7 protein-coding genes are annotated in these 14,741 nt (G+C 76.5%); 2 read left to right on the top strand and 5 right to left on the bottom strand.

Going from position 1 to position 14,741, the window contains the following annotated elements:
* Positions 1 to 120 precede the first annotated feature (120 nt).
* Positions 121 to 1,707 (bottom strand): glutamine-hydrolyzing GMP synthase, encoded by a 1,587-nt coding sequence (gene guaA, locus ACVWNX_RS21480; protein ID WP_454409120.1) that lies wholly within the window; start codon positions 1,705 to 1,707, stop codon positions 121 to 123.
* A gap of 415 nt (positions 1,708 to 2,122) precedes the next feature.
* On the opposite strand from guaA, the gene ACVWNX_RS21475 reads away from it, so the two are divergent.
* Together ACVWNX_RS21475 and ACVWNX_RS21470 are read left to right on the top strand one after the other, a co-directional pair.
* Positions 2,123 to 2,515 carry a chorismate mutase gene (locus tag ACVWNX_RS21475; RefSeq protein WP_454409119.1) on the top strand — a complete coding sequence of 131 codons (393 nt, stop codon included), beginning with the start codon at positions 2,123 to 2,125 and terminating at the stop codon, positions 2,513 to 2,515.
* A gap of 681 nt (positions 2,516 to 3,196) precedes the next feature.
* Positions 3,197 to 4,381: an LAETG motif-containing sortase-dependent surface protein gene (locus ACVWNX_RS21470; RefSeq protein WP_454409117.1), complete on the top strand. Its 1,185-nt coding sequence runs from the start codon at positions 3,197 to 3,199 to the stop codon at positions 4,379 to 4,381.
* A 99-nt stretch (positions 4,382 to 4,480) separates the two neighbouring features.
* On the opposite strand, the gene ACVWNX_RS21465 is transcribed toward ACVWNX_RS21470, so the two are convergent.
* The 4 genes from ACVWNX_RS21465 to ACVWNX_RS21450 form a co-directional block, all read right to left on the bottom strand.
* On the bottom strand, positions 4,481 to 6,130 hold the full coding sequence (locus tag ACVWNX_RS21465; protein ID WP_454409115.1) for a succinic semialdehyde dehydrogenase: 1,650 nt from the start codon (positions 6,128 to 6,130) through the stop codon (positions 4,481 to 4,483).
* A 618-nt stretch (positions 6,131 to 6,748) separates the two neighbouring features.
* Positions 6,749 to 9,172, bottom strand: a complete 2,424-nt coding sequence (locus ACVWNX_RS21460) for a serine/threonine-protein kinase (protein ID WP_454409113.1) — start codon at positions 9,170 to 9,172, stop codon at positions 6,749 to 6,751.
* Between the two features lie 34 nt (positions 9,173 to 9,206).
* A complete protein-coding gene (locus ACVWNX_RS21455) occupies positions 9,207 to 11,186 on the bottom strand; it encodes a serine/threonine-protein kinase (protein WP_454409111.1) in 1,980 nt (659 codons plus the stop codon).
* A gap of 76 nt (positions 11,187 to 11,262) precedes the next feature.
* Positions 11,263 to 14,508 (bottom strand): protein kinase, encoded by a 3,246-nt coding sequence (locus tag ACVWNX_RS21450; protein ID WP_454409109.1) that lies wholly within the window; start codon positions 14,506 to 14,508, stop codon positions 11,263 to 11,265.
* Between the last annotated feature and the right edge of the window lie 233 nt (positions 14,509 to 14,741).

Genomic DNA, 14,741 nt, shown 5'->3' with positions numbered 1-14,741 from the left:
GCGGGGCCGGCACCGGCGGGCCCGGGAACGGCGAACGCCCCCCGCCCGGCCGAGTGGCCGGACGGAGGGCGTCGCGTCGCTTCCGTGGGGAGCGCGGGCCCGGTCAGGGGCCCGGTGGGGTCACTCCCACTCGATGGTGCCCGGGGGCTTGCTCGTGACGTCGAGGACGACGCGGTTGACGTCCGCCACCTCGTTGGTGATGCGGGTGGAGATCCGGGCGAGGACCTCGTACGGCATCCGCGTCCAGTCGGCGGTCATCGCGTCCTCGGAGGAGACGGGACGCAGCACGATCGGGTGGCCGTAGGTGCGGCCGTCGCCCTGGACGCCGACGCTGCGGACGTCCGCGAGGAGGACCACCGGGCACTGCCAGATCTCGCGGTCGAGTCCGGCGGCCGTCAGCTCCTCGCGGGCGATGGCGTCGGCCTCGCGCAGCAGGTCGAGACGGTCGCGGGTGACCTCGCCGACGATCCGGATGCCGAGGCCCGGGCCGGGGAAGGGCTGGCGCTGGACGATCTCGTCGGGCAGCCCCAGTTCGGCGCCGACCATCCGGACCTCGTCCTTGAACAGCTGGCGCAGCGGCTCGACGAGCTGGAACTCCAGGTCCTCGGGGAGCCCGCCCACGTTGTGGTGGGACTTGATGTTGGCGGTGCCGGTGCCGCCGCCGGACTCCACCACGTCGGGATAGAGGGTGCCCTGCACCAGGAACTCGACGGGCTGGTCGTTCGGGGCCCCGGCGACGATCTCGGCCTGGGCCTGCTCGAAGACGCGGATGAACTCCCGGCCGATGATCTTCCGCTTCTCCTCGGGGTCGGTGACCCCGGCGAGCGCGTTCAGGAAGCGCTCGGAGGCGTCGACGACCTTGAGGGTGACCCCGGTCGCGGCGACGAAGTCCTTCTCGACCTGCTCGGTCTCGCCCTTGCGCATCAGGCCGTGGTCGACGTAGACGCAGGTCAGCTGGTCGCCGATGGCCCGCTGGACGAGGGCCGCGGCGACCGCGGAGTCCACGCCGCCGGAGAGCCCGCAGATCGCCCGCTTGGTGCCGACCCGCTCGCGGATCGCGGCGACCTGCTCCTCGATGACGTTGCCGGTGGTCCAGGTCGGCTCGATGCCCGCGGCGCGGTACAGGAAGTGCTCCAGCACCTGCTGGCCGTGGGTGGAGTGCATGACCTCGGGGTGGTACTGGACCCCGTACAGCTTCTTCTCGTCGTTCTCGAAGGCGGCGACGGGCACCACGTCGGTGGCGGCGGTGACCGTGAAGCCCTCGGGGGCGGCGGAGCAGGCGTCGCCGTGGGACATCCACACGGACTGCTCGGCGGGGGTGCCCTCGAAGAGGGTGGACCCGGCGCGGCCGACGTGCAGCGGGGTGCGCCCGTACTCGCGGGCGCCCGTGTTGTCCACGGTGCCGCCGAGGGTGGTGGCCATGAGCTGGAAGCCGTAGCACATGCCGAAGACCGGGACCCCGGCCTCGAACAGGGCGCGGTCGATCCGGGGGGCGTTCTCGGCGTAGACCGAGGAGGGGCCGCCGGAGAGGATGATCGCCGCCGGGTTCTTGGCGAGCATCTCCGCGACCGGCATGGTGCTCGGCACGATCTCGCTGTAGACCCGCGCCTCGCGGACTCGGCGGGCGATGAGCTGGGCGTACTGCGCGCCGAAGTCGACGACCAGGACGGTCTCGGGTGCGGCGGTCGCGGGAGTCGCTGGGGGCACGGGGAGCCTTCCGGCTGTGGAGCGGGTCTGCGGGGACGCGGGGCCCGGTGGGGGCCGCCACGGGCCCGTCGGGCGGGCCGGGCCGGAGCACGCGCCGCCGTCGGCGACACGGCTCCTGCCTCCGATTCTAACGGGGCCGGAACGGACCCCCGCGTCTCAGCATCCGGGCGGACCGCCGTCCCGGATTGACCGGGCCGGGCCGGGTGCGGGCATACTGGCCGCGTGACCCAGCACCTGACCTCCGTCTTTACCTATGGCACCCGGCCCGCCGGATGCCATGGTCGTGCTGCTTGATCACTTAGACGAGCACTTCCGAGGCGCCCCGGGCCGACAAGGCCCGGGGCGCCTCGTTCGTGTCCGGGCCGTACCGCCCGGGGCGCCGCCCCTCCACCACCTCGCGCCCCAGGAGCCACCGATGCCGCAGATCCCCTCCCCCGCCGCCACCGCCACCCGCGCCGACGCCGACGCCACCGTCACCCCCGCGACGACGGCCGCCGCCCCCGCCCGGGCCTGCGCGCCGACCCCGCTGACCCCCGCCGAGCGGACCGGCGCCCGTACCGAGGAGGCCGCCGCGACGATCGCGGCGGCCCGGGACCGCATCGACGCGATCGACGACCGGATCATCGGTCTGATGCAGGAGCGGGTCGCGGTGTCCGCCGTGATCCAGCAGACCCGGATCGCCTCCGGCGGGCGCCGGGTGAACCTCTCCCGGGAGATGGAGGTCCTCGAACACTTCCGCGGGGCGCTCGGCAGGCCGGGCACCTCGCTGGCGATGACGTTGCTCGAACTGTGCCGTGGCCGCATCTGAGTTCGACCCGCTCTCACCCGTACGGAGCGTGACCGGTGCGCGGCGGGCGTCGTTGGTCCCGGTGTCCGTGCCAGCCAGGGGCGGGCGAGCACCACGCGTGGCCCCGGCCGGAGCGATGAGACGTACGGATCGTGCCGTACGTCGTGGGACCTCGCTCCGGTGTCCGTGACCGGACGGCAGGGGACAGCAGCCCGGTCACCCCAGTGAACGGTCGACCCCGGGGACGCCCGGGGCCGGCCGTCTCCGGACCCGGACCGGTTCCGGTCCCGAAGGCCCCCACCGGGGCCCCACCCCGTACCCCCCTCCCGGCGGCGCCGCCCTCCCCCCTCCCGGCGCCGCCCCGAGCGGCGCTGACGCTGCCCTGACGTCACGCCGCCCCGAAGGCCCCGCGGCCCCGCACCGCGGGGCCTTCGCCGTGCCCGGGGACGGCGGAGGGCACCCCGGCGCACCGATCGGGCCATCGGCCCCGGCGTCAACGGGAAGCGTCAACAAGACCGGGCCTCCTGTCCCCGGAACGAATGAAGTGACCCACCCCACATAAGAAACCTGTGAGGTGAAGGACAACCATCGGCTGACACCACGGGTCACACCATCCGACACAACGGCCCCATCCGCGTCATGGACGCGGAGGCGGCCCCGTTGCCGCGGCCGGTCGCCGCGCCGAGACAGACGAGGTCTGGTATGAAGCTCCGCCGCGCCGCGGCCATCGCCGCGGCCGCCACCGTCATCGGCCCGGTGGCACTGCTGTCCGCACCGGCCGCCCACGCCACCGACACCACCGAGCCCAGCGCCTCGGCCAGCGTCTCCGCGAGCGCCTCGGAGACCCCCGACGGCACGCCCTCGGAGTCCGCCTCCACGAGCGCCTCCCCCGACCCCTCCACCAGCGCGTCCGCCTCCGAGTCCGCGTCGCCCTCGGAATCCGCGTCGCCCGGCGGGTCCGGCACGCCCAGCGGCGAACCCTCCGGCTCCGCGTCGGGCTCCCCGGCGCCCAGCGACTCCGCCGGGGCCTCGGACTCCCCCAGCGCCTCCGTCTCCGCGTCCACCCCGTCGTCCCCCTCGCCCAGCGACTCCGCCGACCCGGGCGAGCCGGGCGGGCTCCCGCTCTGCGCGCAGACCGACGAGGACTACGAGGAGACCGCCCTGCGGACCCGGCTGACCGGGCTGCCGGGGCGGATCGTGGCCGGGTCCGGCTGGCACGAGTTCACGATGACCACCACGAACACCTCGGCGGCGACCCTCAACGAGGTCGCGTTCTACGCCGAGGTCGAGAACTTCGAGATCGAGGACGTCGACAAGTTCCTCGCGCCGTACGTCTCGCTCCAGTTCTTCGACGAGGAGCGCGACCGCTGGAAGGAGATCCGCGACACCCACGACCTCGGCGACGGCGTCGTCGTGGAGTGGGCGGGCGACTACTTCGCCGGGGTCGACACCATGAAGCCCCGCGACTACCTCACCAGCAAGCTGCGGCTGGCGATCCGGGAGAACGCCCCCGTCGGCGACGGGTACGCGTTCGGCTCCGGCGGCTACGTCGACACCGTCAACGGCCGGAAGTGCGTCGCCGAGAGCTACGGCACCGATCTGTACTTCTCCGTGCTGAAGCCCGGCAGCTCCAACGAGAGCCCCGGCGAGGCCGAGCCCGGCACCGGCAACGGCAAGCCCAAGCCCGGCCCGGGCGGCGGCACCGGGACCGGCGCGGGAACCGCCCCGCAGGGCGCGGTCGACCCCCAGCCGGTCACCGGCAACCTCGCCGAGACGGGCTCCTCCTCGGTGCTGCCGGTCGTCGGCCTGGTCGGCGGGCTCGCCGTGGTCGCGGGCGCGGGCGCCGTCTTCTACGTCCGCAAGCGCAAGGCGGGCGACCGGGCGTAACCACCGCCCCACACACGTGGAGGACCCGCGCTCGGAGGGGGGTGCGGGTCCTCCACCCCTTTGCGCGGGATCGTTTCCTCCGGTGCCGGGGCGACGTCGTCAGCGCAACCGCAGGGCCCGCATCGCGCGCAGCCCCCGGTTCATGAACGCGGCGTACTGGGCGTCCGTCATCCCGAACGCGGGCGCCATCGGCAGCACCCGCTGCTCCGCGACGGTCTGCGCCTCGGTGTACTTGAGGATGCCCTCGGAGCCGTGGCGACGGCCGAGCCCGGAGTCCTTCATCCCGCCCATCGGGGACCGCGCGCTGCCGTAGGCCGCCGCGTACCCCTCGTTGACGTTCACGGTGCCGGTGCGCAGCCGGGCGGCGAGGGCCCGGCCCCGGCGCGCGTCCCGGGTCCACACCGAGGCGTTGAGCCCGTAGGGGGTGTCGTTGGCGCGGGCCACGGCGTCCCGTTCCTCGGTGAACCGGTACACCGACACCACCGGACCGAACGTCTCCTCCGCGTGGACGGCCATCCCGGGATCCACTCCGTCCAGGACGGTCGGCTCGTAGAAGTAGGGGCCGACGTCGGGACGGGCCGTCCCGCCCGTGACGACCCGGGCGCCCGCCGCCACCGCCCCGTCCACGTGCCGGATGACGGCGTCCAGCTGGCGCCGGGAGGCCAGCGAGCCCATGTCCGCCCCGTACGCCAGGGCGGTGCCGAGCCGCATCGCCCGGGTGCGGGCCGCGAACCGTTCCAGGAAGGCGTCCGCCACCGAGTCGTGGACGTACAGCCGCTCCACCGAGACGCAGAGCTGACCGGCGGACGAGAAGCAGGCGCGCACCGCACCGGCCGCCGCCCGCTCCACGTCGGCGTCGGCCAGCACCAGCATCGCGTTCTTGCCGCCGAGTTCCAGCGAGGCGCCGATCAGCCGCTCGGCGGCGCCCCGGGCGACCTCCCGGCCGGTGCGGGTGGAGCCGGTGAAGGAGACGTAGTCGGCGTGCTCCACCAGCTCCGGTCCGAGCACCGGGCCCTCCCCCAGCACCACCTGGAACGCCTCGGCCGGCAGCCCCGCCTCGATCAGCAGGTCCCGCGCCCACAGGGCGGTCAGCGCGGTCTGGGTGTCCGGCTTCATCACCACGGCGTTGCCCGCCAGGAACGCGGGCAGGGCGTCGCCCACGGACAGCTCCAGCGGGTAGTTCCAGGGCGCGATCTGGCCCACCACCCCGCGCGGCTGGCGCGCCTCGGTGACCTTGGTGAACACCGGCAGCGCCCCGGTGTGGCGGCGGGGCCGCAGATAGGCGGCGGCCCGGTGCCCGTAGTGGCGGGCGGCCACCGCCACCGCCTGGACCTCCTCGTGGGCGTGCAGCCGGGCCTTGCCGGTCTCCACCTGGATCAGGTCGAGGACCTCGGCCTGCCGGGCCAACAGCAGGTCGTGGAAGCGCAGCACCACCGCCGCGCGCCGTCGCACCGGCTCCGCCGCCCAGACGCGCTGGGCCGCGCGGGCCCGCTCGAAGGCGGTCGCCACGTCCCCGGGGGCGGACTCGGGCAGCTCGGCGAGGCGGGCGCCGGTGAGCGGGGTGCGGTGGGCGGTGCGTCCGGTGCCGGGGACGCCCTTGGTGAGCTGGGCCACCAGTTCAGGGGTGACCACGTCCTCGGCGGTGCGGACGCCCCGGGGGACGGGGGCCGTCGGGTTGCGCGGCCCTCCGGACCGTCCGGAGGGTCCGGGGGTGCTCGGGAGGGGCGCGGTGGCCTGCGAATCCGTCATATGAGCTGAGCGTAGGCGGCCGTGCCCGTTTTGGATACCCGACGGTAACCGGACGAAAGCGTTCCCGGGGGCGGGCTCCGGGGGGGCGCGGTACCGGGACGGGCGCGGTCCCGGGGGTGGGCGGTACCGGGGGTGGGTGGTCCCGAGGCGGGCGGTACCGAGGACGGTGGTCCCGGGGCTGGTGGTCCCGGGGCGGGCGGTACCGGTGCGGGTGCGTCGTGGCTGCTCGCGCCGTTCCCCGCGCCCCTGACGGGGCCCGCAGAAGCCACACCCCACCCGCAGGACGCGCCCCGAAAGGGGCGCGGGGAACGGCGCGGCCAACCCCCGACAACCCGCGGGGAAACAACGCACCCCAGGTGGCAGCCCCGAAAGGGGCGCGGGGAACTGCGCGAACGACCGACCCGGACGGGAAGCCGACCACCGGGCCCCGGGAGGCCGGCGCCCACCGCCCCGGGGAACCGCCCGGACCCGGATCCCGGCGGCCGGCCGGGGCGCCGGTTGCGCGGGGGGCCACCGGTTGCGCGGGCCTCCGGACCGTCCGGAGGCCCGTGGGTGCGCGGCAGCGGCCCGCCGGACGGAAGGGGAGCGCTCCCGCCCCGCCCGCCCGGCCCCCCGGGATCAGTACCGGAGGGTGCCCGCCGCGACGGCCAGCCAGGCCCGGGCCCGGCCCGCCCCGTCGGCGGGGGAGGACGCCCGGACCAGGGTCAGCCGGGTCTCGTCCTGCCACGCCAGATCGGCGGTGTACCGGCCGCCGCCCTTCTTCGGCCGGCCCGGTTCGGTCAGCTCCCAGCGGGCCGCCGGGAGTCCCCGGTGGGTGGCCCGGGTGACCGGGGAGCGGCGCTCCTTGCCCCGGGCGTGCTCCTCGCTCAGCGCGGGGACGGGACCCCCGGCGTGCGGGGCGTCGACCCGGACCGCGAGGCGTTCCGTGCCGTCCGGGGAGGCGTAGACGGCCCAGTCGCCCTGGCGCGAGCGGACGAACCCGGCGGGGACGGCCAGGGTGAACCCCTCGGGGTCCCGGACCGTCCGGTACCCGGCGGGCACCCCCCGGTCCGCGTCCCGGGTGGGCGCGGCGCTGGGGGTGCTGGCGGGGGCGAGGGCGGCCGGGGCGCTGGCCGCGCCGGAGGCCCCGGGGCGACCGCCGGGGCTCCGGCTGGCCCGGGGCGGTCGCAGCGACCGTTCGGTGGCCCGGGGGCGGGGGTCGTCGTCGGTGGGGATGGCCCGGGGGCCGCTGGTGGGGCCGGTGCCCAGGGGCGCGGGCGCGGCGGCGGCGGTCTCGGTGACGGTGGGCCCGGCGATCACCGGGCTGTCGTCGCGGTACCGCCCCTGGTCCAGCAGGAGCACCCCGCCCGCCACCACGGCCCCCGCCACGGCGGCGACCAGCACCGCCGCCAGGACCGTGCCGCGCGGCAGCCGGGCCTGGACGACGGTCAGCGCGGAGATCGCGGGGTCGCGGTCCCCGGGGCCCGCCCCGCCGGACGGCACCGGGTGCGGGACGGACACCGGGGCGACCGCCGTCGGGGCGGCCCCGGGGGCGTCCTCGGGGCGGGCCTCCGAGCCGGAAGCAGGGGCCATGGAACCGGGCGAAGGGGTCTTCGACAGGGGCGGAAGGGGGCCCGGCCCGGACGCCGGAGTGCCCAGGCCGGATGCCGAAGTACCCGGCCCGGGTGGCGGAGTACCCGGCACAGACGCCGGAGTGCCCGGCACGGATGCCGGGGCGTCCTGCCCGGGTGGCGGGCTGCCCGGCCCGGACGGAAGGCCCCCCGCCGGACCGGGCGCCGAGGCCCGCGCACCGGACGGAACGGCGGACGGCCGGGCGGGCGGAAGGACTCCGGGGACGGCACCGGGAACGACGCCGGGGACCGCGCCGGGGAGGGCGGACGATGGGTCGCCCGGAGTGACGGCCGGTGGAGCCCCGAGCGTCGGCGGAACCCCGGACGCGACGGTCGGCGCGGGGAACGGCGAGGGGGGCGGCGTCACAACCCCCGGCGCGGGGACCGGCGAAGGCGCGGGCGGAACGGCCGGGAACGGAAGGACGTCGGCCAGCGGCACGGCGGACGGAACGGGCAGGGCCCCGGGCGGGGCGGGGAAGGCACCGGGCAGGGCCCCGGACGGGGCGGGGAAGGCACCGGGCGGGGCGGGGAGCCGGGTGCCGTCGGTGGTGGCCGGGTGGGCGGGGGCGCCGTACCGGCCCCCCGCCAGGACGGCCCGCAGCAGCCGCTCCGCGTCCACCGTGCCGAGCCGTCGCGCCGGGTCCCGCTCCAGCAGCCCGCGCACCAGCGGGGTCAGCGGACCGGCCTGCGCGGGCGGACGGAACTCCTCGGCCACCACGGCGTGCAGGGTGCCGCTGATCGAGTCGCGGCGGAACGGCGAGTGCCCCGTGAGCACCGCGCACAGCAGCGCGCCCAGGGACCACAGGTCGGACTCCGGGCCGCCCGTCGCGCCGGTCATCCGCTCGGGGGCGCTGTACTCGGGCGAACCGACGAACACGCCCTCCTCGCTGAGGGTCCGGGAGCCGGGGACCCGTGCCACCCCGAAGTCGGTGAGGACGACCCGTCCGGTGTCCTCCTCCAGCAGCACGTTGTCCGGTTTGAGGTCCCGGTGCAGCACGCCGGCCGTGTGGGCGGCGGACAGCGCCCCGAGCAGGGCGAGTCCGACCCGGGCCGTCTCCCCCACCGGGAACGGGCCGTCGGCGCCCACCCGGTCCGCGAGCGAGCCGCCCGTCACCAGCTCCATGACGATGTAGGCGTCGTCCCCGTGCTCCACCACGTCGTGGACGACCACGACGTTCGGATGGCGCAGCGCCGCGACCGCCCGGGCCTCCCGCAGGGTGCGGGCCCGCACCCGGCGCGCCTCGGCGCCGCGCAGCGCGGGGTCGGAGTCGAGTCGTTTGACCGCGACGAACCGGCCCAGCAACTGGTCCTCGGCACCCCACACGGTCCCCATGCCGCCGCGCCCCAGTCGGGTGCGGAGCAGATAACGCCCGCCTATCAGGCGGGACTTGGCGCCCCCCGCGACCTCACCCCGGTCACCTTTGGTCCCCATGCGCCCATCATGCCGCACACCACCGGGGGTGCGGTCAGGATCCGTCCGGGTTCTCCCGCCAGCTCTTCAGCATCGTCTCGAACTGTGCGCGTGTGGTGGCCCAGCCCGCCTCGGGACCGGCCAGGTAGATCGCGTACTCGACGCCGTCCCGGCTGAAGTACGCCTGCTCGATCGCCCGGCGCGGACCCGCCGTGGTGTCCACGCCCCGGGAGACCCAGCGGAACTCCCAGTGGGCGCCCGGACGGTCCCGGAAGGTGTTGGCGACCAGTTTCTGCCGGGAGTAGTCCTTCAGCCGGGCGAGCTGCTTCTCCAGGTCCAGCAGATGGGCGTGGGGGCTGTCGTAGTCGGGGGCGGGGTCGATCCCGATCCGCAGCAGGTGTTCGCCGCCGTCGGGCGAGTAGTCGATCTGACCGTTCGTCACGGTCCGCTCCCAGCCCAGCGGGACGGCGAGGCTGAACCCCCCAGGGTCCTCCACCCGCTTCCAGCCCGCGGGCACCGAGCCCTCGTCGGCTCCGTCCCCGTTCCCGTCCTCGGCGCCGCTCCCGCCGGACCCGGAGTCGGTGTCCGGGTCCGTATCGGGTCCGGTGTCGGTGTCGGTGTCCGGCGCGGTGTTCCCGCCGTCCGGGCCGCCGGAGTCGGGGCCCTTGCTGAGGGTGTCCGGACCGGGCGAGGGCGTGCCGGAGGACTGCTCGGGCTTCGGCTCGGGCTTGGGCTTCGGCTTCGGGTCGCCGGTCGGCTTCACCGTGACGGGCGGGTCCTGGGACTCGGTCCCCCGGCCGTCGTCCACGTACCGCAGCGCCAGCGCGCCGCCCACGCTGAGCAGCACCACCGCGACGGCCCCGGCGAGCGCCCCGTACCAGCGGGGGCGGGACGACGACGGCCGCCCGGGCTCCTGGCCCACCACATGCGGCAGCGGAACGGGACCGGACGGGGTGAAGCCGCCGGGCGGGGCCCCGGGCGGGGCGGGGGTCCCCATGGGGGGCGTCCCGGTCAGGGGCGTCCCGGTGGGGGGCGTGACCGGGACGGAGGTGGTGGGCGCGGCGGACAGCGCGGCGGACGGCGGGGCGGCCGGGGGTTCGACGGACGGCGGGACGGCCGGGGGTCCGGCGGGCGGGGGCGGCGCGGCGAGCGCGGCGGCCGTCTCCGGGGGCACCACCCGGGTCGGGGTGTACCCGGCGGCGGGGCCGGTCTCCACCGGCTGGCGGCCCTCGGCCGCCTCGCCGAGCATCCGTTCCACCTCCTCGGCGCCGGGCCGGGCCTCCGGGTCCTTGCGGAGCAGGGCCTCGATCACCGGGGCGAGCGGTCCGGCGTGCGCGGGCGGCGCGGGCTCGTCGTCCACCACGGCCTGGAAGGTGCCGAGCGCGGAGGGGCGGCGGAACGGGGAGACGCCCTCGACCGCCGTGTAGAGGGTGGCGCCCAGCGCCCACAGGTCGGAGGCCGGACCGGGCTCCCCGCCGCGCACCCGTTCGGGGGCGAGGTAGTCCACGGAACCGACGATCTCGCCGGTTCTGGTCATCCCGCTGTCCCCGTCGACCTGGGCGATGCCGAAGTCCGTCAGCAGCACCCGGCCGTCGCTGGCGAGGAGCACGTTCGCGGGCTTGACGTCCCGGTGCAGCACCCCGGCGTCATGCGCGGCGCGCAGGGCCCGCACCACCCACAGTCCGGTGCGGGCGGCGTCCCTGGGGGGCACCTTCCCCCGGTCCTGGATCTCGTCGGCGAAGGAGCCGCCCTCGATCAACTCCATGACGATCCACGGACGTTCGTCGTGTTCGAGGACGTCGTGGACGGTGACGACGGCGGGGTGCGAGATCCGCGCGGCGGCCCGGGCCTCGGAGCGGGTGCGGTCCATCAGGACCGGCCGGTCGCGCTCGGAGGCGTACAGGGAGGCCGTCAACTCCTTGACGGCCACGGACCGGTGGAGGACCTCGTCGCGGGCCTTCCACACCCGGCCCATGCCGCCGCGGCCTATGCACTCCTGGAGCCGGTAGCGCCCGGCGAGCAGCACACCGTTCATCTGATTATCGTTCCCCCGTGGTGTGGTGACAGGCACCCAGGGTAAGGAGGCCGGGCGCCCCGGGGAACAGGTGGGGTCAGCCCTTGGCCTGGTACGTGGCGGCGGCCTGGTCGTACAACCGTGTCACCTTGTCCCGTTCGGCCTCAGGCCCGCGCAACTGGAGGACGTGGTAACGACCGTTGACGATGATCGCCCGGTTGCGGACGAAGAGTTCGCCGCCGCCGGAGTCGGTCCAGGTGAACTGGCCCTCGCCGCTGGTCTGACCGCCGACCTCGATGGTGCGCATCCCGCTGGACGTGGACCAGGTGGAGTCCCGGAACGGATCGAGTTCGCGCTGGTGCTCGCGCATGTAGACGAGCGGGTCCGGGCCGAAGTCGGCGACCGCGTCCCGGCCGGGCACCAGCAGCAGCTGGTACGTCCCGTCGGTGTAGACGATCTGACCACTGGCGTTGCGCGCCTGCCGCTCCCAGCCGTTGGGAACGGCGACCCGGAAGCCCTCGGCGTCCTTGCGGACGGTGAAGCCGTCCGGCACGGCCGGGACGGCGGGCCCCTCGTCGGCACTGGGCTTCGGCTTCGGCTTCGGCTTGGGCTTGGACGTCGGCTTGGACTTGTCGGAACCCTCGCCGCCCTTGTCGCCCTCGTCGGTGCCGTTCGTGTCGTCGTCCGATCCGCCGTCGGGGGCCGGGGCCCCCGCGTCGGTGTCCCGTCCGGCCTCGCCGCCGACCGAGCTGGTCCGCTGACCGCCCGCCTCGGTGCCGGACTCGGGCAGGAACACCAGCGCGTAGGTGACCACCCCGGTGAGTCCGGCCAGGACCAGCACCAGCAGGGTGCGGCCCAGCTTCGCCGGTGCCCCCTTGCCCCGGCGCTCGTCCCGGGCCGTCCGTCCGCCGCGCGGCGGGCGTTTGGCGGACCGTCCGGCGGGACGGACGCGCTCGGGGTCGGGCCCGGCGAGCGGAACCGTCTCCTCGAAGCGGACGTCCGCCTCCGCGAAGCCCTCGTCCGGCCCGGCGAAGCCGTCGTCAGGCCCGGCGAAGAGGGCCTCCGCCCCGGTGAACCCGGCGTCCTCCCCGGCGAACCCCTCGGGCGGGGCCGCCGCGGGCCCGGCGGCGTGCTTGCGGTGCCGTCGCGAGGAGGCGCCGCTCCGCTCGGAGCGCCGCTTGCGCCGTCGCAGCAGCTCGCCCCGGCGGCGCACGATCGGCAGCCGCCGGGGGTCGGGCGGCGGGGTCGCGATGACGAAGGTGCCCGCGTCCGGCTCGGGCGCCGACCGGACCAGGGAGCGCAGCCAGCCGCGCAGTTCCTCGAAGTCCGGTCGCTCGGTGGGGTCCTGCCGCAGCAGCGACTCCACGACCGGCCGCAGCGGTCCGCACTCCTCGGCGAAGGCGGGCGGCTCCGCGCACACCAGCTGGACGAGTTCGGCGGTGCTGTCCTCGGGGTAGGGGGCGTGCCCCTGAACGGCCCGGAAGAGCAGCGCGCCCAGCGCCCAGAGGTCGGTGGACGGTCCGATCGGCGCGGCGAGCTGCCAGTTCTCGTGGACCGGACCCGCCTGTTCGGGCGCCCAGCGCTCGGTGACCGGCCCGACGAGGGCCATCCGGGCCTGGCGCGCGCGCTCGGCGGCGATGGCGGTGGCCGGACCCCGGCGCGGGGTCGGGGGCCGCTCCTCCCAGCCGTCCGGGGCGGCGGCGGGCTCCGGGGCGGCGGGCGGCCCGGCGTCCGCGCCGTCCCGGGGCAGCGCCCCGTGCCAACCGGGGACGGGGGCCTGCGCGGGGGCGGCGCGGTGGACGCCGTACGGGTCGGTGATCCGCCCGTGCGGGGTGTCCGGGGCGGCGGCACCCGTCCCGGGGCCGCCCGGTCCGGCGGGCGGGAGGGCGCTCCGGCGCTCCTCGGTGACCCGGGCGGCGGCACGGGTCCCGGCCCGGTACGCGGCGATGGCCCCGGCGCGGGCGGCCCGGGCGTCGGTGCCGTCGGCGGGCAGCCGGGGACCGCTCGCGGGCGTGCCGCCGACACCGGTCCCGGGTCCGGGGCCTGACGGGGCGCCGGGCAGGGCGGGGGCGACACCGGGACCACCCGGCGGTACGGGACCACCCGGCGGTACGGAGCCGCCCGGCGGTACGAGGCCCCCCGGCGGTACCGAACCGGTCTGCGGAACGGGACCGTTGGGATGCGCGGGTCCGCCCTGGGAGTAGGGGGAGTACGGGGAGTGCTGGGCGTACGTGGGGGCGGCGGGGCCCTCGGGGGACGCCAGCGGGTCCGCCGGGGAACCGGGGCCCGGGGACAGCGGGTCCGCCGGGGGGCGGGCCGCCGCGCCGGTCGCCTCCGCCCAGGTCCGGCCGGGGCCGGACGCGGCGACCCGCTCACCGGAGGCGAACGCGCCACCGGGACCCGACGCACCGCCGGGCCCGAAGCCGCTCCCCGGACCGGACGGCGCCCCGCCGGAACCGGACGCGCCCACCGGACCGGACGGCGCGCCGCCGGGCCCGAACGCGCCCTCGGAGCCGGGCCGCTGACCGCCGGACCCGAACGCGGCACCGGACGGTACGCCGCCGGAACCGGTCGCCCCCACCGCGCCGGACGGCGCCCCGCCGGAACCGGACGCGCCGTCCGGACCGTAGCCGTTCCAGGGTCCGGCGACGGTCGCGCGCCCGCTGCCCGGGGAGCTGCCGAAGCCGCCGCCGTCACCGACGTGTCCGCGCGGGGTGCCGGGCTGCGGTCCGGCGCCCGGATCGGTGTCGGGGCGCGGATCGTAGCCGCACAGGGCCTCTTCGGCGGCGCCCGCCGCCAGCCCGGTCAGCATGACCCGTCCGTCGTCGAGGACGATCACCGTACGGGCGGTGATGTTGCGGTGGACCCAGCCGTGGGCGTGCAGCGCGCGCAGTCCGGTGAGGATGTCGGCGGCGACCTCGGCCGCGCGGTACGGGTTCAGCGGCTCCTCGTCCAGATACGTGGAGAGCGGCCGTCCGGCGACGAGTTCGCTGACGATCCAGAGCGCGCCGCCCTCGGCGAAGACGTCGAAGACCTGGTCGAGCCGGGGGTGATCGGGTATCTGCGCGGCGGCCTGGGCCGCCTCGATGGCGCGGCGGACGGCCGGATCGGTGGCGCGGGCCACGGCCGCCCGGCCGGACTCGCTCAGCGCGAAGCCCTCGGGCAGTCCGTCCGCGTCGAGCACCTCGGCCTCGACGATCTCCGGCAACGGCACCTGCCGGACCAGGACTTCCTGTCCGCTGTAGGTGTCGAACGCCCGCAGATAGGCCGCCTCGTACTCGTCCGGCGGCGCGAGCGGCAGGCGATAGCGGTCGGCGAGTACCCGCCCCGCGTAGTCGTCCACGGCGCTCCCCCTGTCCGGTGGTCCGGGTGTAGTCCGTACGGTCGGTCGGTTGCGTTCGTCGCGTGCCGCGTTCCGCCGCGCACGGTCCGCGACCCTTCACGATACGTGCCCTGGGCGTGGCGTCGAGTGGGGATGCCGGATCTCATAGGGCGTTCGGGCACGGCGGTGCCACGGAGCAGAGGATTCCGGCGAACGGCCCCCGGGGCAACCGGACGAAACCCTCCCCGGACCGG

This window comes from Streptomyces sp. JNUCC 64 (genome assembly GCF_054484115.1).
Note: the sequence above shows the minus strand (reverse complement) of the source record. Positions and strands in the feature narration are given on the sequence as shown.

Bases quoted from the DNA above. Each gene is read 5' to 3' on its own strand.
- ACVWNX_RS21475 (WP_454409119.1), top strand. From the start codon at position 2,123: ATGCCGCAGATCCCCTCCCCCGCCGCCACCGCCACCCGCGCCGACGCC.
- ACVWNX_RS21470 (WP_454409117.1), top strand. From the start codon at position 3,197: ATGAAGCTCCGCCGCGCCGCGGCCATCGCCGCGGCCGCCACCGTCATC.
- ACVWNX_RS21465 (WP_454409115.1), bottom strand. From the start codon at position 6,130: ATGACGGATTCGCAGGCCACCGCGCCCCTCCCGAGCACCCCCGGACCC.
- ACVWNX_RS21460 (WP_454409113.1), bottom strand. From the start codon at position 9,172: ATGGGGACCAAAGGTGACCGGGGTGAGGTCGCGGGGGGCGCCAAGTCC.
- ACVWNX_RS21455 (WP_454409111.1), bottom strand. From the start codon at position 11,186: ATGAACGGTGTGCTGCTCGCCGGGCGCTACCGGCTCCAGGAGTGCATA.